At 63.0% G+C, this 21,028-nt stretch carries 22 protein-coding genes; 13 read left to right on the top strand and 9 right to left on the bottom strand.

Annotated elements, in window-relative coordinates:
• Nucleotides 1-10: 10 nt before the first annotated feature.
• Nucleotides 11-829 carry an orotidine-5'-phosphate decarboxylase gene (pyrF, locus tag ACJRPG_RS21455; RefSeq protein ID WP_408002140.1) on the bottom strand — a complete coding sequence of 273 codons (819 nt, stop codon included), beginning with the start codon at nt 827-829 and terminating at the stop codon, nt 11-13.
• A 129-nt stretch (nt 830-958) separates the two neighbouring features.
• Here pyrF and ACJRPG_RS21460 point away from each other — a divergent pair, with 129 nt between their 5' ends.
• The 5 genes from ACJRPG_RS21460 (at nt 959) to ACJRPG_RS21480 (ending at nt 4,668) form a co-directional block, all read left to right on the top strand.
• Complete coding sequence (locus ACJRPG_RS21460) at nt 959-1,555, top strand: LemA family protein (protein WP_408002141.1); 597 nt, start codon at nt 959-961, stop codon at nt 1,553-1,555.
• 9 nt (nt 1,556-1,564) lie between these two features.
• A complete protein-coding gene (locus tag ACJRPG_RS21465) occupies nt 1,565-2,560 on the top strand; it encodes a TPM domain-containing protein (protein WP_408002142.1) in 996 nt (331 codons plus the stop codon).
• The gene (locus ACJRPG_RS21470; protein WP_408002143.1) at nt 2,560-3,084 is read left to right on the top strand and encodes a TPM domain-containing protein; all 525 of its coding nucleotides are present in this window, start codon (nt 2,560-2,562) and stop codon (nt 3,082-3,084) included. The genes ACJRPG_RS21465 and ACJRPG_RS21470 overlap by 1 nt, the downstream gene beginning before the upstream one ends.
• A gap of 38 nt (nt 3,085-3,122) precedes the next feature.
• Nucleotides 3,123-3,887 carry an SDR family NAD(P)-dependent oxidoreductase gene (locus ACJRPG_RS21475; protein ID WP_408002144.1) on the top strand — a complete coding sequence of 255 codons (765 nt, stop codon included), beginning with the start codon at nt 3,123-3,125 and terminating at the stop codon, nt 3,885-3,887.
• 385 nt (nt 3,888-4,272) lie between these two features.
• Entirely contained in the window at nt 4,273-4,668 is a 396-nt protein-coding gene (locus ACJRPG_RS21480) for a VanZ family protein (protein ID WP_408002145.1), read from the top strand.
• On the opposite strand, the gene ACJRPG_RS21485 is transcribed toward ACJRPG_RS21480, so the two are convergent.
• Nucleotides 4,665-4,937 carry a hypothetical protein gene (locus tag ACJRPG_RS21485; protein WP_408002146.1) on the bottom strand — a complete coding sequence of 91 codons (273 nt, stop codon included), beginning with the start codon at nt 4,935-4,937 and terminating at the stop codon, nt 4,665-4,667. The genes ACJRPG_RS21480 and ACJRPG_RS21485 overlap by 4 nt on opposite strands.
• Nucleotides 4,938-5,095: 158 nt before the next feature.
• On the opposite strand from ACJRPG_RS21485, the gene ACJRPG_RS21490 reads away from it, so the two are divergent.
• Entirely contained in the window at nt 5,096-5,509 is a 414-nt protein-coding gene (locus ACJRPG_RS21490; RefSeq protein WP_408002147.1) for a hypothetical protein, read from the top strand.
• Here ACJRPG_RS21490 and ACJRPG_RS21495 read toward each other — a convergent pair whose 3' ends face one another.
• Nucleotides 5,510-6,400 (bottom strand): TraB/GumN family protein, encoded by an 891-nt coding sequence (locus ACJRPG_RS21495; protein WP_408002148.1) that lies wholly within the window; start codon nt 6,398-6,400, stop codon nt 5,510-5,512.
• A 384-nt stretch (nt 6,401-6,784) separates the two neighbouring features.
• Nucleotides 6,785-8,278, bottom strand: a complete 1,494-nt coding sequence (locus tag ACJRPG_RS21500; RefSeq protein ID WP_408002149.1) for a dipeptidase — start codon at nt 8,276-8,278, stop codon at nt 6,785-6,787.
• A gap of 154 nt (nt 8,279-8,432) precedes the next feature.
• Here ACJRPG_RS21500 and ACJRPG_RS21505 point away from each other — a divergent pair, with 154 nt between their 5' ends.
• Both ACJRPG_RS21505 and ACJRPG_RS21510 read left to right on the top strand, forming a co-directional pair.
• Complete coding sequence (locus ACJRPG_RS21505; RefSeq protein ID WP_408002247.1) at nt 8,433-9,419, top strand: LLM class flavin-dependent oxidoreductase; 987 nt, start codon at nt 8,433-8,435, stop codon at nt 9,417-9,419.
• Nucleotides 9,420-9,525: 106 nt separating this feature from the next.
• A complete protein-coding gene (locus ACJRPG_RS21510; protein ID WP_408002248.1) occupies nt 9,526-10,692 on the top strand; it encodes an MFS transporter in 1,167 nt (388 codons plus the stop codon).
• Here ACJRPG_RS21510 and ACJRPG_RS21515 read toward each other — a convergent pair.
• Nucleotides 10,667-11,848 carry a TCR/Tet family MFS transporter gene (locus ACJRPG_RS21515; protein WP_408002249.1) on the bottom strand — a complete coding sequence of 394 codons (1,182 nt, stop codon included), beginning with the start codon at nt 11,846-11,848 and terminating at the stop codon, nt 10,667-10,669. The genes ACJRPG_RS21510 and ACJRPG_RS21515 overlap by 26 nt on opposite strands.
• Nucleotides 11,849-11,893: 45 nt before the next feature.
• Here ACJRPG_RS21515 and ACJRPG_RS21520 point away from each other — a divergent pair, with 45 nt between their 5' ends.
• Nucleotides 11,894-12,535 (top strand): TetR/AcrR family transcriptional regulator, encoded by a 642-nt coding sequence (locus tag ACJRPG_RS21520; RefSeq protein ID WP_408002150.1) that lies wholly within the window; start codon nt 11,894-11,896, stop codon nt 12,533-12,535.
• On the opposite strand, the gene ACJRPG_RS21525 is transcribed toward ACJRPG_RS21520, so the two are convergent.
• Nucleotides 12,532-13,659, bottom strand: a complete 1,128-nt coding sequence (locus tag ACJRPG_RS21525; RefSeq protein WP_408002151.1) for an acyltransferase family protein — start codon at nt 13,657-13,659, stop codon at nt 12,532-12,534. The genes ACJRPG_RS21520 and ACJRPG_RS21525 overlap by 4 nt on opposite strands.
• A gap of 107 nt (nt 13,660-13,766) precedes the next feature.
• Here ACJRPG_RS21525 and ACJRPG_RS21530 point away from each other — a divergent pair, with 107 nt between their 5' ends.
• Nucleotides 13,767-14,525 (top strand): FCD domain-containing protein, encoded by a 759-nt coding sequence (locus tag ACJRPG_RS21530; protein WP_408002152.1) that lies wholly within the window; start codon nt 13,767-13,769, stop codon nt 14,523-14,525.
• Between the two features lie 15 nt (nt 14,526-14,540).
• Here the strand turns inward: ACJRPG_RS21530 and ACJRPG_RS21535 are convergent, their stop codons facing one another.
• Both ACJRPG_RS21535 and ACJRPG_RS21540 read right to left on the bottom strand, forming a co-directional pair.
• On the bottom strand, nt 14,541-16,166 hold the full coding sequence (locus ACJRPG_RS21535) for a M28 family peptidase (RefSeq protein WP_408002153.1): 1,626 nt from the start codon (nt 16,164-16,166) through the stop codon (nt 14,541-14,543).
• A 73-nt stretch (nt 16,167-16,239) separates the two neighbouring features.
• Nucleotides 16,240-17,145: a hypothetical protein gene (locus ACJRPG_RS21540; protein WP_408002154.1), complete on the bottom strand. Its 906-nt coding sequence runs from the start codon at nt 17,143-17,145 to the stop codon at nt 16,240-16,242.
• A gap of 68 nt (nt 17,146-17,213) precedes the next feature.
• Here ACJRPG_RS21540 and gluQRS point away from each other — a divergent pair, with 68 nt between their 5' ends.
• From gluQRS to ACJRPG_RS21555, 3 genes are all read left to right on the top strand, one after another.
• Complete coding sequence (gene gluQRS / locus ACJRPG_RS21545; protein WP_408002155.1) at nt 17,214-18,113, top strand: tRNA glutamyl-Q(34) synthetase GluQRS; 900 nt, start codon at nt 17,214-17,216, stop codon at nt 18,111-18,113.
• A 107-nt stretch (nt 18,114-18,220) separates the two neighbouring features.
• A complete protein-coding gene (locus ACJRPG_RS21550) occupies nt 18,221-18,589 on the top strand; it encodes a DUF4124 domain-containing protein (protein WP_408002156.1) in 369 nt (122 codons plus the stop codon).
• A gap of 124 nt (nt 18,590-18,713) precedes the next feature.
• The gene (locus ACJRPG_RS21555) at nt 18,714-19,508 is read left to right on the top strand and encodes an alpha/beta fold hydrolase (protein WP_408002157.1); all 795 of its coding nucleotides are present in this window, start codon (nt 18,714-18,716) and stop codon (nt 19,506-19,508) included.
• Nucleotides 19,509-19,583: 75 nt separating this feature from the next.
• Here the strand turns inward: ACJRPG_RS21555 and ACJRPG_RS21560 are convergent, their stop codons facing one another.
• Entirely contained in the window at nt 19,584-20,648 is a 1,065-nt protein-coding gene (locus ACJRPG_RS21560) for an alpha/beta fold hydrolase (RefSeq protein WP_408002158.1), read from the bottom strand.
• Nucleotides 20,649-21,028: the final 380 nt, after the last annotated feature.

The raw sequence follows: 21,028 nt of genomic DNA on the forward strand, positions 1-21,028 counted from the left end.
CAGCCGTAGCTTAGCGGTAGGCGTTGATGGCGTTGCGGGTTTCTTCGGCGACGCGGCGGGCGGCCATGGCGAAGTCTTCGCCGGCCGCGGGCGCGGCATAGAGAATGGCGCGCGAGGAATTGATCATCATGCCGGCGCCGGCGGCCGTGCGGCCGGATTTGACCGTGGCGGCAATGTCCCCGCCCTGCGCGCCGATGCCCGGCACCAGCAGCGGCATGTCGCCCACGATCGCACGCACCTGCGCCAGTTCTTCGGGATAGGTGGCCCCCACCACCAGCGCGCACTGGCCGTTGGCGTTCCATTTTTCCGCCACCAGCTTCGCCACGTGCTGGTACAGCGGCTTGCCATCCACCTGCAGGAACTGCAGGTCGGAACCGCCCGCATTCGAGGTGCGGCACAGCACAATCACGCCGCGGTCCTTCCATTCCATATACGGTTCAACCGAGTCCGAACCCATATAGGGGCTCACCGTGACCGCGTCCGCGCCGTAGCGGTCGTAGGCTTCGCGCGCGTACTGCTTTGCCGTGGCGCCGATGTCGCCGCGCTTGGAGTCGAGGATCAGCGGGATTTGGGGGTAGTTGCTGCGCACATAGGCGCAGATGTCTTCCAGCTGGCGTTCCGCGCCCAGGGCGGCGAAATAGGCGATCTGCGGCTTGAAGGCGCAGGCCAGGTCCGCCGTGGCGTCGATGATTTCGGTGCAGAAGCGGGTGATGCCGTCCGGGCCGTTGCGGAACTGCGCCGGCAGGCGCTCCAGGTCCGGGTCGAGGCCAACGCACAGCAGGGAGTCGTTTGCAGCCCAGGCTGCTTCCAGTTTGTTAATAAAATTCACGACTACCCCTTTTATTTTCGTTGCAAACCCACCATTATAAAGCGCGCGGCGGCCCCACTGTGTGCCTCACCGTACAAATTGCTTTTGGCGTCAGGTGTATAGTCGAAACACCAATAAAAGGGAGAGATCATGCCTATGTTTTCCAAGTGGGTGGCCATCGGCCTCGTCGCTGTATCGCTGACCGGCTGCGGCTACAACGAGTTCCAGAGCAAGGACGAAGCCATCAAGGCCTCCTGGGGCGAGGTGGTGAACCAGTACCAGCGCCGCGCGGACCTGATCCCGAACCTGGTGAACACGGTGAAGGGCTACGCTTCGCATGAGCGCGAAACGCTGGAAGCCGTGACCAAGGCGCGTGCCCAGGCCACCAGCATCCAGGTGACGCCCGAGGTGCTGAATAATCCGGCCGCTTTCCAGAAGTTCCAGCAGGCCCAGGGCGAGCTGTCTTCCGCGCTGTCGCGCCTGATGGCCGTGTCCGAGCGCTATCCGGACCTGAAAGCCGACACCAGCTTCCGCGACCTGCAGTCGCAGCTGGAAGGCACCGAGAACCGCATCACGGTGGCGCGCCAGCGCTATATCACCACCGTGCAGGACTACAACGTGCTGGCACGCCGTTTCCCCACCAACCTCACCGCGATGATGTTCGGCTATGAAGTGAAGCCGACTTTCCAGGTAGAGAACGAGAAAGCCATTTCGACCGCCCCCACCGTCGATTTCGGCAAGAAGTAAGGCAAGGCCATGGCCCGCAGGCGCGACGAGGAAGTGCATCCTTCGCTTGGCAAGTGGAATGGCACGGCGGAGATTACCGATGAACGGGAGGGTGTCCGCCGCTCGCGCCGCCTGCGAGACCGCGTGCGCGGCGCCGTAGCCGCCCATATGGCGGCGCGCGCCGAGCGCCAGCATTCGGGCAGCCTGCTGCCGCGCGTGGCGTTCGCCCTGATCGTGATCTGCCTCACGCTGCTGATTGCGCTGAGCGCAAACGCGCAGGAACTGGTCAAGGTGCCCGAACTGAAAACACGCGTGACCGACCAGGTGAACATGCTCACGCCCGAACAGCGCGCTTCGCTCGAATCGGTGCTGGCGGAGTACGAAAACCGCACCGGCAGCCAGATTGCCGTGCTGCTGATGTCGAAGACGGAACCGGAATCCATCGAGCAGTTCAGCATCCGCGTGGCGGACGCGTGGAAGCTTGGCCGCAAGGGCGTCGACGACGGCGTGCTGCTGCTGGTGGCGAAGGACAATCCCCCGGCCCTGCGCCGCCTGCGCATTGAATCGGGCCGCGGCACGCAAGGCTCGCTGACCGATGCCCAGTCCAAGCGCGTGCTGCAGGATGTAATCGCACCTCATTTCCGCAATAACGATTACTACGGCGGCCTGACGGCAGGAGTGAGCGCCATCGCCACCCTGATCGACAAGGAAAAACTGGCGCCGCCCGCAGCGAAGAAGGCCCCGCAACAGCAGCAGGAGGAGCTGGGATGGTGGGTGTGGCCCGCCATCCTGTTCGGCGTCTTTGTGCTGGCGCCCATGTTCCGTGGACGCGGCCGGCGCGGCCTGCGCACCACCAGCTGGGGCTCGGACGCCACCGGCGTGCTGATTGGCAGCGTTATCGGCAGCGCGCTGAATAACGCGGGACGCGGAGGTTTCGGCGGCGGCGGCGGTGGCTTCGGCGGTGGCGGCGGCTTCAGTGGCGGCGGCGGCAGCTTTGACGGCGGCGGCGCCTCGGGAGACTGGTAATGAGCACCCTTCCAAGGACTTTCATGGGCCGCTGCAAGCGCGCCTGGCGTCACCTGATGGTGGGCACCGGCACCGGCCGGCGCTGCTTCCCGCCTGCCACACTGAAGGCGATCGAGCAGGCCATCACCGAAGGCGAGCGCCAGCACCGCGCCGAAGTGCGGCTGATCGTGGAGCCTTCGCTGCCGCTGGGCGCAGTGTTCGCCGACGTGAGCAACCGCGCCCGTGCCCGCGCCCTGTTCGCGCAGTATGGCGTGTGGGACACCGAGGACAACAGCGGTGTGCTGATCTACGTGAACCTGGCAGCGCGCGAAGTGGACATCATCGGCGACCGCAATGTGGGCCGCCTGATCGCGGACAGCGAGTGGCAGGCCATCTGCCGCACGATGACGCAAGGCTTCGCGCAGGGCGAGTTCCACAACAGCACGCTGGCCGCGCTGGCGCAGCTGAACGCCCTGCTCACGCAGCACTTCCCGGCCGATGGCGCGCGGCCGAACCAGCTGCCCAATGAGGCGCTGATCCTCTAGGCTACAATCCGCTTCTTTGAATCGCAGGGAAGCGGATTATGAAACTACAGAACAAAGTCGCCATCGTCACCGGCGGCACCCAGGGCATCGGCCTGGCCTGCGCCCGGCGCCTCGTTGCCGAAGGCGCGCGCGTGATGCTGGCCGATATCAAGCCGGAAGGCCAGGCCGCGGCGGAAGCGCTGGGCGCCAACGCCCGCTTCTTCCGCGCCGACGTCAGCATGAAGGCCGAGGTGGATGCGCTGGTGGCAGCCACGCTGGCGGAATTCGGCGCCATCGACATCCTGGTCAACAACGCAGGCGTGACCCATGCCGCGGGCTTCCTCGAACTGGAGGAAGAAGATTTCGACCGCGTGCTGCGGATTAACCTGAAATCGATGTTCCTCTGCGGCCAGGCTGTGGCGCGCGTGATGGTGAAGCAGCAGGGCGGCTCGATCATCAATATGTCGAGCGTGAACTCCGAGCTGGCGATTCCGAACCAGGTGCCTTATGTGGTGTCGAAAGGCGGGGTGAACCAGCTGACCAAGGTGATGTCGCTGAACCTGGCGCCGCATGGCATCCGCGTGAACGGCATCGGTCCCGGCACCATTCTCACGGAGCTGGCGAAACAGGCGGTGCTGGGCAGCCCGGAAGCGCGCCATACGATTTTGTCCCGCACGCCGCTGGGCCGCTGCGGCGAACCGGAGGAAGTGGCCTCCATCGCCGCCTTCCTCGCCAGCGACGATGCGAGCTATATGACCGGCCAGACGCTGTTCGTGGACGGTGGCCGCATGGCGCTGAACTACACCGTGCCGGTGCGCGACTGAGAGATATTCACAAATCGCATGTCGCATATCGAAAACGAAAATTGGACGAATATGTGGCGACGCAGCATAATCTCACCTGTCTCCACTATTCTCCTCCAAGATAATAGTTTCAAGCCCGCTCCGAATAAGCGGGCTTTTTTTTTGCCCGCACGATTTGTGCACCGTCATGCCCCTGTCACATAGAGCGCATATACTGGACACATCTGCGATACATGCAACCGATATGCGTGATGGCAGACATGGTGTGCCGGCATCCGGCGCACCGCTCGAATTGATCTCTTGGCCCAAACAGGGTTTGCGCCCGCTGTCATCAGCGGGCTTTTTTTTGTGTGCGCACGGCGGGCATGCTATCGTTGCCGCTCGTACGCCATTTTCATCTCCCTCCGTGCTGAATTTCCTGCAACAGCTGCTGCTCACGTCCTCCTTCGCCCGCCTGCGCTACTGGAGCGCGATGGCCATGTTCGCAATGATCGTGGTTGCAGGTTCCATTCCCGGCGCGCGCGCGGACGTTGGACAGCTGGCCTCGGGCATCGTGCTGCATTCCTGCGCTTACGCGGTGCTTACCTTCCTGATCTTCACCGGCAGCACGGGCAGCCTTGCGCAGCGTGCCTGCAAGGCGGTGCTGACCATCGCCGCCATGGGCGCCGCCGATGAACTGGTGCAGAGCTTCCTGCCCTACCGCCACGGCGCGGCCAGCGACTGGATGGTGGATTGCAGCGCCGCGCTGGTGACGGCGAGCCTGATGTGGGTGCTGTGGGCCACGCGCAAGGTGCGCGCCTAGAACTCGAAGCAGCGCTGGCCCGAATTCACGTCCGCTCCTATCCTGCGCAGCAGTGCGCGCGCCATGCGGCGCTGCCGCAAGGTGGCCGCGGCGCCGGCGGCGCGTTCGCTGTCCTGCCGGAGTGCGGCCAGTTGTTCCGCCTGCGCCAGCCGCACCAGGCCGAACAAAGCCTCGCGCAGCAGGTAACGCTTGCGTTCATGTCCCGGTCCGTCACCGCATACCGCCTCGACCAGGCCGCTGACGACATTGTCCGTTTCCTGAATTGCCATGGCACCTCCGGCGTCCTTGATCGGGCAATTATTACTGTCGTGGATGAACGGATTTTTGATTTGAGTCAATCGCGCGCGCGGCCTCCGTACAGGAACCTACAATCAATCCCTTATCGCCCGTGAAGATGTCTTTTTGAACTCATCAATGGAGGCTTATCATGAACGTGAAGCACGCAATTCTGGTGGCAGCATGCGCCGCACTGGCAGCTTGCGCCAATACCGGCACCGATTCAAGCGGCAGCTCGGACACCGGGGACAGTGGCAGCAGTGCCAGCACGCGCAGCAGTGAAATGAGCAGCGCCGGCGACAGCAGCATGCAGACCAATACCGCGCAGACCTGGGCGGGCACGGTGCAATCGATCGAGCCGATCTCGCGGCAGGATGCGGGCGTGGGCGTAAGTGGTTCGGTGGCAGCGGCCGCTGCCGGCGGCAGCACCGGAACCGGACAGGTTTACCGCGTAACGCTGCGCACCGATGACGGCGGCAGCCGCAGCATCAACGTGGAGTCGATGCCGGAATATAAGGTAGGCGACCGCGTCATGTACAGCAATGGCGCGCTGACCCGGCAGTAATCAGTAGACTTTCTCCACTTCGTACCCGCGCTGGCGCAGCAGCTCGGGTACGCCGTTCTCTCCCACCAGGTGCAGCAGGCCGATGCCGACAAAGGCGACCTGCTCGCTGCGCATGATGGTCTCGATATTCGCCGCCATTTCCGGATTGCGCTTGCGCAGCAGGGTGCGGTCCATGAAGGTGGCGGAAACCGTGTCGCCCGTGGTGAGCTCGCGCGTCAGTGCGGCAATGCGCGGCGCATCGGCGGTGCTCCAGGCATCGATCAGGCCGGCCGACTTCTTCACCGCCATGCCGTTATCCAGCTCGGCAATATTTTCGAGCAGGTAGCGCTCCTGCTGGGCATCGTCCAGCGAAGCGAACAGGCTGAGCTGATAATCCGCAGATTCCAGCTCACGCACTTTTTTCTTCTGCTTTACGGCCGCCGACAGCAGGAAGCCTTCCACGCCGTTGGCGCGGTGATAGCCCTGCTTCTCGATCTCGGTGCCCACGAGGATATTGGCTACCAGCCAGGGCCGGTACTGCTCCACGCTGCGCAGCGACATGCCAGCCTTCAGCAGCGCCTTGTTGAGCTTATCCAGCGCCGGCGGCGACAGATGCTGCGAAATGGTTTCCCCGGCCGGATAGCTGCCGTACTTGGCCAGCGCCACCTGGAAGGGCTCGTAAGCGCGCGTATCCAGCTCCAGCACCAGCGAGCTGGAATCCGCCAGCGCGCGGGTCACTTCCGGTTCGAGGGGGAAGAAATTCTGTTTGCCGACGTGGATGGTGCCGAACAGGTAGCTGGTCTTGCCCTCATGGCGCACACGGTAGAGCGCGCCGCGCCTGGGAACCTGCTTGAGCTGTATCGGCTGAGAAGCTGCGGACGATGCGACCGCATGCGGGACATTCATTTCCATGCTATTGGCCGACCATGAGAAGAATATAGCGAGAAGCAACAACAAATATCGCGGCATACAAATTCCCCAATGGCTTATTAAATAAGCCAGAGTATTTCCAATAAAAGAATAAGTGCCGTGATGGATCAGCCTGGCACTGGCTGAAGGCCGCATGTTTGCTGGACCTTGTTTCCCATGGTAAAGCAAACCGGGACTGCTTGGAAAGGATTTTTCAGGCGGGGATTAAATATTCGAATTCACGCAACAATATATTGCGATAAAAGCCAGCTAATAATAATTTCAATCTTAACGCATTAATACGGAGATACTGACACAGGGGCCTGACCCCATGGTGTCATATGACACCATGGGGTCAGGCACCTTGTCATGTCACGGACTCAGCCGTTAGCGGGCGAGCTCGACGAGGACGGCGGTGTACATTTCGAGGTTGAGCATCAGCTGTTTGACGGTGATGAACTCGTGCTCGGAGTGGCCGGTGTAGACCGAACCCGGCATCGCCGGGCCGAAGCTGACGGCGTTCGGGAACAGGCGCGAATTGGTGCCGCCGCCGATCGAGACCGGTTTCGCATCCTTGATGCCGGTGTAGTGCGAGAACACATTCAGCAGCGTCGGGATCTGCGGCGCATCCGGGCGCAGCCATGGCTCGCCGATAATGGCGCGCAGCGTTGCCTCCGGCGCGCGCTGAGCTTTCCAGGCGTTGAAGGCGGCTTCGAACTGCGCCTGCAGTTCAGGACCGGGCTTGCCGCGCGGACGGCGCAGATTGACGTTCAGCTCCAGGCCCTTGTCGGTCTGCTTCAGCACAGTCGGCGATACCGTCATCGGTCCCATGAAGCCGTCGCTGTATGCGGCAGTGCCGAACTTTTCGCCGTACAGGCCAGTGCCGATCAGCTCGTTGATCAGGCTGGCCATATTGCCGGCCTGCGTGCCTTCCCAGCTGCGCACCGCCAGCGCATCAGCCAGCATGCCGATCGCATTCACGCCATCTTCCGGCTTGGACGAGTGCGCCGACAATCCCTTGGCCTTGATGCGCAGGCGCTGGCCTTCAAAGCCCAGCGTGTACTGCATGCCCTTCTGCGCCGCGCCCCGTTTGCGGATCTGCTCGGCCAGCTCAGGCGTGGCATTGTCGATCACGGCCACGGCGTCTTCCGGAATCTGGCTGCCGAAGAAGCCACCCGTGAATTCGCTCAGCACGGGGCCTTGCGGCGCCGCGCCCTGCACCGGCGGCAGCGTCATCATCAGCGCGCCCCAGCCTTTCTCGGCGGTCACTACCGGGTACTCGGCGTCCAGGGTAATGTTCACCTCAGGCAGCTTGTGCGTCTTGATGTATTCTTCCAGCGCGGTCCAGTCCGATTCTTCGCCCATATAGACGTAGAGCTCGATGCGCTTGTTGAGCTTGATCTTCTTGTCCTTGATCGCCTTCATCGCATACAGCGCGGTCGCAATCGGACCTTTGTCGTCCTCGGAACCGCGGGCCAGCAGCTTGCCAGGCTCGCTCGTGCGATCCAGTTTGAACGGCGACTGCTTCCACTTGCTCGGGTCCACCGGCTGCACGTCGCCATGCGTCACCACGCCCACGCGCTCCGCGCCCTTGCCGTAGCCGATGACTACCACCCAGCCGGAATCTTCGAAATCGAAGCCCAGGCGGTCGGCCTCCGACTTCAGGAATTTTTTGAAGCCGATATGCTGCGGATTGCGATCGGACGGCACTTTGGGGTCGGCCACCGTGTTGTAAGTGACCATGGACGCCAGGCTGCCAATCACCTGTTCGCCATATTTGGCGCGGGCATATTTGGCGGTGGAACGGGCCACTTCGCTGGGCGGGGCGGCATGGGCCACGCCGGTCAGCAGCAGCGTGGCAAGGGCGATCTTTCGTAACATGGAACTCTGTCTCCGAAGGGTTGATTTATTTTTTCTTCATGCAACATCGACCAGTCTACCGCGTTCTCAAAAACTGCGTACGGGGCCGCTTCAAACCCACTTGCCCAACAGGGCTTTGCTTGAATACTGGCGGCAAGGGCCTAACATGGCCGGCATGATTCCATTCTCCATACTCGACCTTTCCCCGATCGCCGAAGGCAGCGACGTCTCGGCCTCGCTGCGCAATACGCTGGATCTTGCGCAGCATGGCGAACGCTGGGGCTTCAACCGCTACTGGCTGGCCGAACACCACGGTATGCCGGGCATCGCCAGCGCCGCAACTTCGGTTGTGATCGCACATGTGGCGGGCGGCACATCCACCATCCGTGTCGGCGCCGGCGGCATCATGCTGCCCAATCACTCCCCGCTGGTGATTGCGGAACAATTCGGCACGCTGGAGGCGCTGTTCCCCGGCCGTATCGACCTTGGCCTGGGCCGCGCGCCAGGTTCGGACCAGACCACGGCGCGCGCCCTGCGCCGCAATCTTGGTTCCGACGCCGACGAGTTCCCGCAGGACGTGGCCGAGCTGCAGGACTATATGTCCGACTCGCCGCGCCAGCGCGTGATGGCGGTTCCCGGCATGGGCGCCAAGGTGCCGTTGTGGATACTCGGTTCCAGCCTGTTCGGCGCGCAGCTTGCCGCGCATATGGGCCTGCCCTTCGCTTTCGCCTCGCACTTTGCGCCGCAGATGATGATGCAGGCCATCGCCATCTACCGCGACAACTTCAAGCCTTCGGCCCAGCTGGACAAGCCCTACGTCATGCTGGGCTATAACGTATTCGCCGCCGATACCGACGAAGAGGCGCAGTTCCGCGCCACCTCCATGCAGCAGGCTTTCGTCAACCTGCGCACCGGCCGCCCTTCCCGCCTGCCGCCGCCGGTGGCGAACTTCCGGGCCCAGCTTGGCCCGCAGGAGAATGCGATGCTGGATTCGGTGCTGTCCTGCTCCGCCATCGGTTCGCCGGAGTCGGTGAAGGCGCAGATGAAGGCCTTCATCGCCAGCACCAAGCCGGATGAACTGATGATCACTTCGCAGATCTTCGAGCACTCGGCCCGCCTGCGTTCCTACGAAATCCTGGCGGACGTGCACAAGCAGCTGTAAGGATTTGGGGAGTTCTCTGCGCGAGCCGGCAATATTCCCTACAATTGCCGGTTTCGATCCGCAGGGGATTCGCTTGAACCAGCAAGAACACGATATTTCATCCGGCATGGTCTGGCTGATGGCAATCGCCACCGGCCTGATTGTGGCGAACCTTTATTTCGCCCAGCCGCTCGTCGGCCCGATCAGCCAGGCCACCGGCCTCAATCCCGGCGCGGCAGGCCTGATCGTCACGCTCACGCAGATCGGCTACTGCCTCGGCCTGATCTTCATAGTACCGCTAGGGGACCTGGTCGAGAACCGCAAACTGATTCTCTGCGCGCTTGCGCTCACCGCCTTGTCCCTGCTCGCTGCGGCCTTCAGCAACAGCGCAGCGCTCTTTCTCGCGGCGGCCTTCTGCATCGGGCTCGGCTCGGTCGCCGCGCAGGTAGTGGTGCCTTTTGCCGCCCACCTGTCAAAGCCGGAAACGCGCGGCCAGACGGTAGGCACCGTGATGAGCGGACTGCTGCTGGGGATTATGCTGGCGCGTCCCGTCTCGTCGCTCGTGACGGATGCCCTGGGCTGGCATGCCATCTTCGTGATCTCCGCCATCGGCACCGGTGTGCTTGCGCTGGTCCTGCGCAGCAAGCTGCCGCAGCGCGTGCCCGCGCACGCCATGAGTTACGGCGCACTGCTCGGCTCCATGTGGCATCTGTTGAAGACCACGCCTGTCCTGCGCCGGCGCGCGGCCTACCAGTTCTGCATGTTCGGCGCCTTCAGCCTGTTCTGGACTACCGTGCCGCTGGAGCTGGCCGGCCCTGCATTCGGCCTGTCGCAGACCGGCATTGCCCTGTTCGCGCTGGCCGGCGTGGCCGGCGCCATCGCGTCGCCGATTGCCGGGCGCCGCGCGGACCAGGGCAAGTCCCGCTCCACCACCGCCATGGCGCTCGGCGCGGGCGCACTCGCATTTGCCGCGCCGCTGCTGTTCACCAGCGGCGGCTACACCGCGCAGCTGGCGCTGCTGGTCTGCGCTTCCATCGTGCTCGACATGGGCGTATCGGCCAACCTCGTCACGGGACAGCGTGCAATCTATGCGCTGGGCGCCGAAGTGCGCAGCCGCCTGAACGGCCTCTATATGTCGATCTTCTTCATGGGCGGCGCACTGGGTTCGCTGCTGGGCGGCTGGATGTTCGCGCACCACGGCTGGCATGGCGTGCTGCTGGCGGGCCTTGCCTTCCCTGCGGCGGCACTGGCTGTCTACGCTACCGAATTCACTTCTTCGCGAAACGCAGCCTGAGCACGAACGGTGTCGCGGCCAGGTAGGCTGCGACCACCGAAAACCACACCGCGCCAGGCCACTGCTCGCGGACAAACAGGTAGACGGTGGAGAAACCCAGCGGCGCCGCAATCGAAGCAAGGCTCACCGACGAGGCCAGCACGCCCTGCAATTGTCCCTGCCGGTTTTCGTCCACCAGCCGGCTGGCCAGCGACTGCAATGCCGGGATGCCGACGCCACCGAGCGCAAAAAGCGGCATCGCGGCGAACACCATCCAGCCCTGCCGGGCGAATGCCATCACGCACAAGCCGCTGCAGCTTGCGGCGAAGCCGCCCAGTATTGCGCGGCGCTCCCCGAACAGCCTGACGGCCGGCCCCGGAAGAAACGCCTGCGCCAGCGACTGGCAGACACCGAAAGCTCCCAGTGAAAGCCCGATCCACATGCCGCTCCACCGGAACACGTCCTGTCCCCAAAGCGCCCAGCAGGTGCCGTAAGCCTCACCTGTGCCGCTCAGGATGAAAAACACGATAGTGACGGGCAGCAGTGCCTTCATCGAGAACGCCCAGCGCAAGGGATGCAAGGGGTTCAGCGCCGCCAGGTCCACCCGCCCTCTTCCGGGTGTGCGCGACTCCGGCAGCAGGAACAGCGCGAGCAGCAGGTTCGCGGCGTTCAATACCGCCGCAGCGATAAAGGGCAACCGCAAGGAGTAGTCGCCCAATATGCCGCCAAGCACGGGACCGATGATGAAGCCGATGCCGAACATGGCGTTGAACAGGCCAAAGCGCTTTGCACGCTGTGCTTCCGGCGAAATATCGGTGATGTAAGCCATGGCAACCGACATATTGGCGCCCGTCAGCCCGGCTATGGCGCGGCCAAGAAACAGCATCCAAAGCTGGGGCGCGAACGCCATGATGGCGTAGTTGAGCGCAGCGCCTGCGAGCGAAACCAGGAGCACGGGACGGCGACCCAGGCGGTCGCTCAAGGCCCCAAGTACCGGAGCGAAGATGAACTGCATGACGGCGTACAGCGCCGTCATGCTCCCTATCCACGGCGCGACATTGGCTGTCTGGCTCACCTCTTCGAGGAGGCGCGGCAGGATGGGAAAGATCAGGCCAATCCCGACGGCGTCGAGAACAATGGCGGCAAAAATAATGTAGAGCGGATTCATGTACTTGATCCAAATATGTACTGAGTACATGTAAACTATGCTATGATGCGCCGCATGTCAACGCCAACCGACCTTCGCTCCCGCAAACGCCTCGCCACGCGGCAGAGCATTTCCGATGCAGCCACGCTGCTCTTCCTGGAGCGCGGCTTCGATCATGTAACGGTCGATGAGATTGCGGCGGCCGCTGACGTGGGCCGCATGACGGTGTTCAATCACTTCCCGCGCAAGGAGGACATGTTCTTCGACCGCGAAGCGGAAGGCCGTGAAGTATTGCTGGAGGCGCTGCGGCAGCGCGCTCCCGGCGTGGCGCCGGTAGAGGCCTTGCGCCTGCTGGCGCACCGGCTGATACGGGAGCATGCACCCTACGTCAATTTCTCTCCTGAGGGCCTGGGCTTCGTGGAAACCATCGAGGCCAGCGAAACCCTCAAGGCACGCGCCAGGGCCATACGCGGCGAGCTCGCGGAGATGCTGGCCGCGGCGCTGTGCGAGACTGCCGGGCGTGAGGCGGGCGACGCAGGCGCGCAGCTTGCGGCCAACCTGCTGCTCGCCACCTGGACAGTGGCCTTTCTCCAGGCGCACCAGAGTTTTCGCAGGAAGCGCGATGAGAAGGCGGCCAAGGCCCTGTTCCTCGCCATCGTGGACAAGGGCCATGCCGGCATCGAGGCGGCCCTGGCAGGCACGCCTTACACCGCCTAAACCTTGATGAACCAGCGGCGGCGGTACATGAACCACGCCACCGCAAACATCGCGGCATTGAACAGCAGTGCATAGAGCAGCGACTGCGCTTCCGGCGCCAGCGGCAGCGCCTTGATCGGCGCATACAGCGCCTCGTGCAGCTTGAAGAAGCCGATCATCTTGGCCACCAGGCCGGAAAAGGCAAAGATGAACAGCGCATTCATGCCGTAGATGATGAAGAACTGCGCATACCCCTGCATGCGCGCACGCAGCCAGATCGACGGCGCGCCATCGAGCAGCCAGTAGAACACGCCGAACATCACCAGCGCCCAGCCGGTGGTGAACAGGCAGTAGGACGTGCTCCACAGGCTCTTGTTGATCGGCATGAGCAGAACATCGAGCATGGCGCCGGCCAGCAGCAGGCCAAGGCCTGCAAGGAACAGCCACGCGGTCTTCTCGGATCGGTCGTTGCGCGTCAGCAGCCAGCGGCCCGCCAGCACGCCGAACAGCTGGCTGCATACGGCGGGAATGGTGGTGAACAGCCCTTCCGGATCCCATGTCTTCGACTGCACCCACATATGCCCGCTGAGGAAGAGGCGGTCGATATAGGCCCCCACGTCGCGGCCCGGCTCCAGCAGGCCCGCGGCCACCACGCCATCCGGTCCCGGCACCGGCACCAGCAGCATCACGGCGCTGTAGAAACCAAGCAGGCCTGCAATCCACCACAGCTGCTGGCGCCAGTTGAAATAGACCACCAGCGGTGCGGCCAGCGCTGTGCACAGCGCTATCCTCTGCAGCACGCCCGGAATGCGCACGGTGGCGAGGTCGAATTTGGGAACGAAGTTAAGCAGGAAGCCGATCAGGAAAATCAGCGCCGCGCGTTTGAACAGCTTGCGCAGCAGCTCGCCCTTGTCCGCGCCGGCTTCCGCCTGCCGGCCCAGCGAAAAGCTCATCGACACACCGCCGATGAAGAGGAAGAAGGGGAAGATCCAGTCGGTGAAGGTCCAGCCATTCCAGTGTGCGTGCGCGAGCTGGGAGTAAAGGTGGCCCCAGTCGCCGGGATTATTCACCAACAGCATGCTGGCGATGGTGAAGCCCCGGAATGCGTCAAGCGAAACGAGGCGTCCGTTCTGAGGACTAGTCATGGATCTCCTTATGCACTGGTAGTACCAGTTGTTGGCAGTAGCCAGAAGGCTTGACCCCTTCCATGTTTGCGGCTACGATTTATTGGTCATACCAATCATACCGCAAAATGAGCGCACGCAAGCCTGCCGCAAGCCGTCTGTCCGATATCGTGGCCAGCGAACTGGAAACCCGCATCCTCGAAGGATCGCTGAAACCCGGCGACCGCCTTCCCGCCGAACGCGAGCTCGCCGTTGAACTGGGCGTATCGCGCCCTTCCCTGCGCGCGGCGCTGCAGGCGCTGGCGGCCAAGGGCCTGCTGATTACGCGCCATGGCGGCGGCACCTTCGTCACCGATTTCATGGAGGCGCCCTTTGTCGATCCATGGCAGCAGATGCTGAAGGATCATCCGGACATCCACGGCGACATGCTGGAGTTCCGCCATATGCTGGAAAGCCAGGCGGCGCAGCTGGCGGCGGAGCGCGCCACCGAAGCGGACCTGGAACGCATTGGCGCCTGCCATGCGGCGGTGGAGCAGGCTTTCGACAGCAATGACCTGGAAACCTGCATCGCCATGGACGTGGCCTTCCACCAGGCCATTGCGGAGGCTTCGCACAATGTGCTGATCGGGCACCTGAGCTCAAGCCTGCACAAGGTGCTGCAGGGGCACGTGCAAGGGAACCTGGAATACCTGAACGCGCGCCCCGAGCTGTGGAACCAGCTCAAGGTACAGCACCGCGCCATCTGGGATGCGATTCGCGAGCGCCGCACGGAAACGGCTTCGCTGGCTTCGCGCCATCACATCGAGTTCGTTCGCCGCACCACGCTGGAAACGCAGCGCGACGAAGAGCGGAGGAGCCGCGCCAGCCGCAGGCTGGGCGCGGTGTAAGCCTACTTCGAACCTTTACTTCTGGCGGGCCTTGCCGAAAGCGTCGCCCGCTTTCCACTCAGGCATCTTCGGCGCATCCGCCACCATGCGGCCCAGGTTCAGCGTGAACTGGGCCTGCTGCACGGCGCCTGCCAGGTCCCAGCCCGGATCATATTCGTCCGATACCTGGTGATAGCGCGGCGCGTAGGACTTGCGCTTCTCTTCCGCCTTCGCCTTGTCGCCCAGGTAGTCGCTGCCGCCGCCGATCGAGAAGGCCGGCACGCCTGCTTTCGCAAAGCTGAAATGGTCGCTGCGGAAGTAGCCGCCCGCCAGGTCCGGCTTGGCATCGGCGATGCGCATCTTCATGGACCTGGCGGTCGCTTCCGCCATCTTGCCCAGGCCAGTGCGCTCGCTGCCCGGCGTGCTCATATCGTTGGTGGCGCCGATCCAGTTCAGGCTATCCAGGTTCAGTGCCGCAGCGGTTTTGTCCAGTGGCCAGAGCGGTGCACTTGCGTAAGCAGCGCTGCCCAGCAGGCCCTGTTCTTCAGCCGCCACCCACAGGAACATCTGGCTGCGCTTCGCGGGCGACTTCACGGCTTCCTGCGCCATGGCCAGCAGGGCCGCGGTGCCGGAGGCATTGTCCACCGCGCCGTTGTAGATGGTGTCCTTGCCTTCGCCCTGTTTGCCGAGGTGGTCCCAGTGCGCGCTGTAGATCACCAGTTCATCTTTCAGCCTGGGATCGGTGCCGGGCACGATGCCCGCCACGTTGTACTGCTCCACCTGGCGCACCACCGATCTCATTTCGCCGGCCAGCTTCACGTTCAGCGGCACAGGCTTGAAGTCCTTGCGTTCCGCTGCTGCGCGCAGCGCGTCCAGATCCTGCCCGCCAGCCTTGAACAGCGCCGCGGCGGTGTCGTTGGTCATCCAGCCCTGCATCGGCGTACCCGGCTCGCCCTGCGCCAGCTGGAAGCGCTCAACGCCGCTCCAGCTGTTCTGGATCACGCTCCAGCCATAGGAAGCCGATGCGTCGGTATGAATCAGCAGCACGCCTGCCGCGTTGCGGCGCTTGGCTTCCTCGAATTTATAGGTCCAGCGGCCGTAGTAGGTGAGCGCCTTGCCGCCGAAACGGTTCGCTTCTTCCGCGGTCGGCATGGGGTCGTTCACCATCATCACCAGCGTTTTGCCGGTGAAGTCCTGGCCCTTGAAATCGTCCCAGCCCTCTTCCGATGCGGAGATGCCGTAGCCCACGAATACCAGCTCGCTGTTCAGCGTATGCGCTGCCTGCGAATCGCCGGTGCCCCACACCCAGTCCTTGCCGAATTCAAAAGGCAGCCTGGCGCCATTCGCTTCCAGGTGCAGCGAGCTGGTTTCAGGCTGCGACTTCACGCCGGCGATCTTCACCAGCTGGCGGTAGCTCTTGCCGTTGCCAGGCTTGAGGCCCACGGCCATGGCCTGGTTCTCCAGGTAGGAAACGGTGAGGTCGCCGCCACGCTGGCCGGTGCCGCGGCCTTCCAGCAGGTCGCTGGACAGGAAAGCGATGTGCGCGCGCAGCGGCGCTTCCTGCACTTGTGGCAGGGCCTTGGCGCCAGCCGCGTAGGCCGGCAGCGCCAGCGCAACGCTCGTGGCGATGGCAGTGGCGGTGAGAGAGAACTTGTTCTGCATGCTGTCAGGGGTCCGTTCAGGGTTAGGTGGCTGAGTGCTGCGGCTCTGCGGCCGCGCGAGCATTGTATGCGATTTATTTCGGCGAATTAGGTGCATCGCAGCATTTCAAAGCGTCTATCAATGTGATGCTCGCTTCCTGCATCGGCAACCGAGTGACGCGACCATTCTCCGGATCGAATAGCACCACAGATGCAGCCGTCATAAACACCACTCTTCCCTCCATCATCAGCTTTTCCTTACTCTCGTAGCGTACGCATGTAACGAAGACCTCCTTGGCATCTCGCCTGTCGCCTCTTAGCCTAGCAGTTCTATCTTGGAGAGGCCTGCACCGCTCAGGCTTTTCAACATAGGTGCGGAGATACGCTTTACCAGCCTCCAAGCCCAAAAGAGGTGCCCCAATCAACAATACGAGCACCGCTACGCCCAACACCGTGAGTCCCCACACACCAGCCGCAGTCACTACAGTGGCTATACCTCCGTAGAGCAAAAATTTTACAATGCTCACCCAGAATGCGTCCTCACGTATTGACGGTTGAATAAAGCGTTTAGCTTTTTCAAACGCGCCACCTGCTTTGGGATAACGCTTAGAAAGAACAAAGAACGAAAGAATCAAGGCATTAAGGAGGACCGCGCCTGCATAAATAGCAGCGAACGTCTTCAGAATCTGGAAAAAATGCGCCCATTGATCCTTAGGCGGCGTGATCACGTCGACAAGGTGAAAAATCGCTATATAGGACAGCTGTAGGTGATCAAAATGTGTAGTGGCGATTGACTGAAAGGGCACACCGAATACATCTTCTATGGATACGGCAACCCCATACCCAGCCATTGCACATAGCAAGCCAAGCAAAGTGAGTATTGCCACGGAACCTGCGATCCAACTCCACCATTCGAATCTTGGCGGTGCTGACATTGCCTCTCGCTCAAGCGATATATTGACTGATAGCGCGGCTTTCCTGTCCTGTCGCATCCATTTCATCCTATGACCTTTATTTAAGAAGTAACTCTTGGATGCTATCCTAACGGACCCCGACTACGTTATCTGCGATGCCAGCTTCTTACACAGGCCGCTTTGCGCCCTCTCCCACCGGTCCCCTGCATATGGGTTCGCTGGTGGCGGCAATGGCAAGCTACCTCGACGCGAAAGCGCACGGAGGCCAATGGCTGGTGCGCATCGAGGACGTGGACAAGGACCGCAATGTGCCGGGCGCCGATCTGCACATCCTCGCCTCGCTGCAGCGCTGCGGCATGCAGTGGGACGGCGAGGTGGTGTGGCAAACGCAGCGCGAAGCCCTGTACGAAGCGGCGCTGCAGCAGCTGGCGGAGAATATCTACCCCTGCGGCTGTTCGCGCCGCGAGATCGCCGATTCGCAGCTACGGCTGGGCCAGAACGGCAACGCGCTGCTGGTCTATCCCGGCACCTGCCGCGAAGGGCTGGCGCCGGGCAAAACGGCGCGCGCGCTGCGCCTGCGCACGCCGCAGCAACCGCACCGCATTGTCAGCTTCACCGACCGCTGGGCCGGCGCATACAGCCAGGACATCACCGCCGAGGTGGGCGACTTCGTGATCCGCCGCGCCGACGGCTTCTGGGCCTACCAGCTGGCCGTGGTGGTGGACGACGCGGCGCAGGGCATTACCGATATTGTGCGCGGCGCCGACCTGCTCGACTCCACGCCGCGCCAGCTCTACCTGCAGGAGCTGCTCGGGCTGCCCCCGCCGCGCTACCTGCATGTGCCGGTGGTGCTGAATGAACAGGGCGAGAAGCTGTCCAAGCAGACCGGCGCGCGGGCCTTCGATAACGGCGCCCCGGCCGAGGTACTTCTGCGGGAAGCCTTGCTGCCGGCGGCCCGCTTTCTCGGCCTCGGCGTGGACGCCGGCAGCATTGAAGGCTTCTGGCAGGCAGCGGTACCGGCCTGGGCCCGGCTGCTGGAAGGCATGGAGAAGTAGTCCTACAAAAAGATCAGACGGTATGCCGGGCCCATCGTGCAATGGCGTACAGACCGCAAACGTTGGCAAGCAGACAATGGATTCATCTTTGATTTGGGAGGTGAATCATGCGACGCTTAGCCTATTCCGCCACACTCTGCGTGGCTGCCGTGTTCGGCGCCGCAGGGGCGTCTGCCGATGACCAGATCTACAAATGCATCGACCGCAACGGCGTTACCGTCCTCAGCGACAAACCCTGCGAAGCGCTCGCCGCCCCCGCCGAGACCGCCGTGCTGCAAGAACTGCCGGCCGTGGAAACCGCGCCCGTGCAGCGCCTGGTCGTCAAGGAACACTACACGCTGCCCGCTGCGGAATACAGCCGCACCAAGTGGGCCAGCCGTCCACCCGTATCCAAACCGCCGAAGGTGGACGTAGCGACCCTGAAAGCCGCGCGCCTGAACCTGGAACTGAGCGCGAAAACGGCCAGCCTGCGCTGAAGCACGAGGGTTGCCTCGTGGCATTTTTCATAAGTCAACGACAAAGTGGGGAAATCTTGGGACACCTGTAAGGACGGGCGGGTCTTATAATTCCGGGTTTGCTCCCCAGAATTTACGACCTGCCATGTTCCAAGGTGACACTTCGCGCGACGCGCGCCCTGCAGTAGTCCTGCTCCACAGCTCGATGAGTTCCCGCAGCCAGTGGGCGCCGCTCATGGCCGCGCAGGAATCGCGTTTCCGCTTCATCGCACTCGACCTGCTGGGCTATGGCAAATCCGCCTTCCCTGGCGAAGTGGCGCATGAGTTCTCCCTGGCGCACGAAGTGGACGCCGTGGCCGCTGCCCTGCCTGCGCACCTTGGCGCCGGCGAGCCATTCCACCTGGTCGGCCATTCCTATGGCGGCGCCACGGCCTTGCGCCTGGCGCGGCAGATGCGTTCGCGGGTGATGTCGCTGGTGGTATTCGAGCCGGTGGCCTTCCACCTGCTATCGCCGCAGGATCCGGCCCGCATCGGCATCGAGCGCGTGATTGCCGCCATCGACATGGCGCCGAGCCAGCAGGCTGCGGCGCGCGTGTTTATCGATTACTGGAATGGTCCGGGCGGTTTCGACAAGCTGCCGCCGGCACTGCAGCAGCGCTTTGCATCGCAGGTAGCCAAGGTGCGGCTCGACTTCCAGGCCCTGCTGGGTGAACCAGCCGCGCTGGCGGACATGCACGTGCTGAACATGCCGGCACTGGTGCTGCGCGGCGAACAGGCCCCGATCTCCACGCGCCGCGTGGCCGACTGCCTCGCCGCCGCCCTCCCCAACGCAAGCTTGCGCCAGACCCCGGGCGGCCACATGGCCCCCCTCACCCACGCCGACGACGTCAACGCCGTCATCTCCGGCTTCCTCGCCGACGCCACCCGCGAACCAGCATAAGAAAACAGCAGAGCCCGTGTCCACCATGGGGTCAGACCCCAAAGTGGACACAGGCTCTGCCGTAGTACGGGGCTTCTAGTGCGCGCGCTCGCCGGAGCGGATTGCCAGCGCCGTCGCCTGCGCGCGGTTTTCGACCTGCAGCTTGGTGTAGATGCTGGTGTTGTGGTTGCGCACGGTTTTCTCGCTCACATTCAGCGAGGCCGCAATCTGCGCGTTATCGCGCCCGGTGCACATCAGCGCCAGGATGTCGCGCTCGCGGCGCGTCAAGGCCATGAAACGGTTCGGCTGTCCCAGCTTGTCCGAATGCAGGAAGGAGCGCACTTCCTGCACCCAGCGCCGCCACGCAGGCTCGTTCTGCAGCAGCAGGTGATTGCTGCTCTCCAGCGGCACAAAGCGCGCGTTCGGAATGCGGCTCGCGATCAGCCGGCCTTCGTCAAAGGGCACGCGCGCATCGTCCTTTGCGTGGAGCACCAGGGTTGGACACTGCACCAGCGGCAGCAGGTTCACCACATCGATCTCATTGCTCACGCGGAGGAATTCCGCCGCCATGCCGGGCGCAATCGAAATGCGCTGCAGCTCATTGAACCACTGCTGCTGCTCCGCCGTGCCGCCCGGGATAAACTGGCTCGTGAAGAACTGGCGGAAGGCCGGATTGTCGCGGCCCCAGCCCAGTTCCACCATGCGCACCATCAGCTCCGCCTCTTCGCGCTGGCGTGCGTCCGGATTGCGCTTCAGGCGCCCACGCGCGAAACCGCCGGTGAGGATCAGGCGGCTCACACGGTGCGGATGCGCCACCGCATAGGCGATCGCCAGCGGTGCGCCCTGCGAAATGCCGATCAGCGGAAAACTGAGCGGCGTGGCCGCTTCCACCACGGCCTGCAAATCCATCTCCCAGCCACGGAACGACACGTTCGGCGGCGTGCGGTCCGACAGGCCGCAGCCACGCTCGTCGTAGCGGATCAGCGTGTGATCGTGCGACAGTTCGGACAGCAGGTGATTCCACACCGGGCTCTCCCAGTCGAACTCCACATGGCTCAGCCAGTTGGCGGCCTTCACCAGTGGCGGGCCATTGCCGCTCAGCGCATAAGCGATTCGAACATTGTCAGACGTGGTGCAAAGACGAATTTCTTGTGTAGGCATCTCAAGTTTCCAGGCAAAAGGGGTCCGAGCCCTGCAATGTCGCCATTGCAGGACGTTGCTCGATCCGGAAAAATGACAGCGGGGCTTGTGGCGTCAGGCTATGCTGTCCAGGTGGGACGCACCCAGGTGCGCCTCCGTCAGCGCGCCCGTACGTAGCAGGCACGCAGAATTGAATGCGCAAATTCTAATCTGTGAGCAGTACCACCAGTCAACAGGCATTACCTTTTACCTACAAATCGAATACATTCTGAATATGTATTTTTTGACATGCCTGCGGACTTGATAAGGTCCTGATTTCAAAGGAGCTTTACCGGGACAGGATAGTTTCCGTTGAGAACGCTTTGTGACCACCGGAAAAGGACTTGCGCAACTAACGGTAG

The sequence above is a fragment of the Pseudoduganella rhizocola genome (genome assembly GCF_045984285.3).
GTDB lineage: Bacteria > Pseudomonadota > Gammaproteobacteria > Burkholderiales > Burkholderiaceae_D > Rugamonas.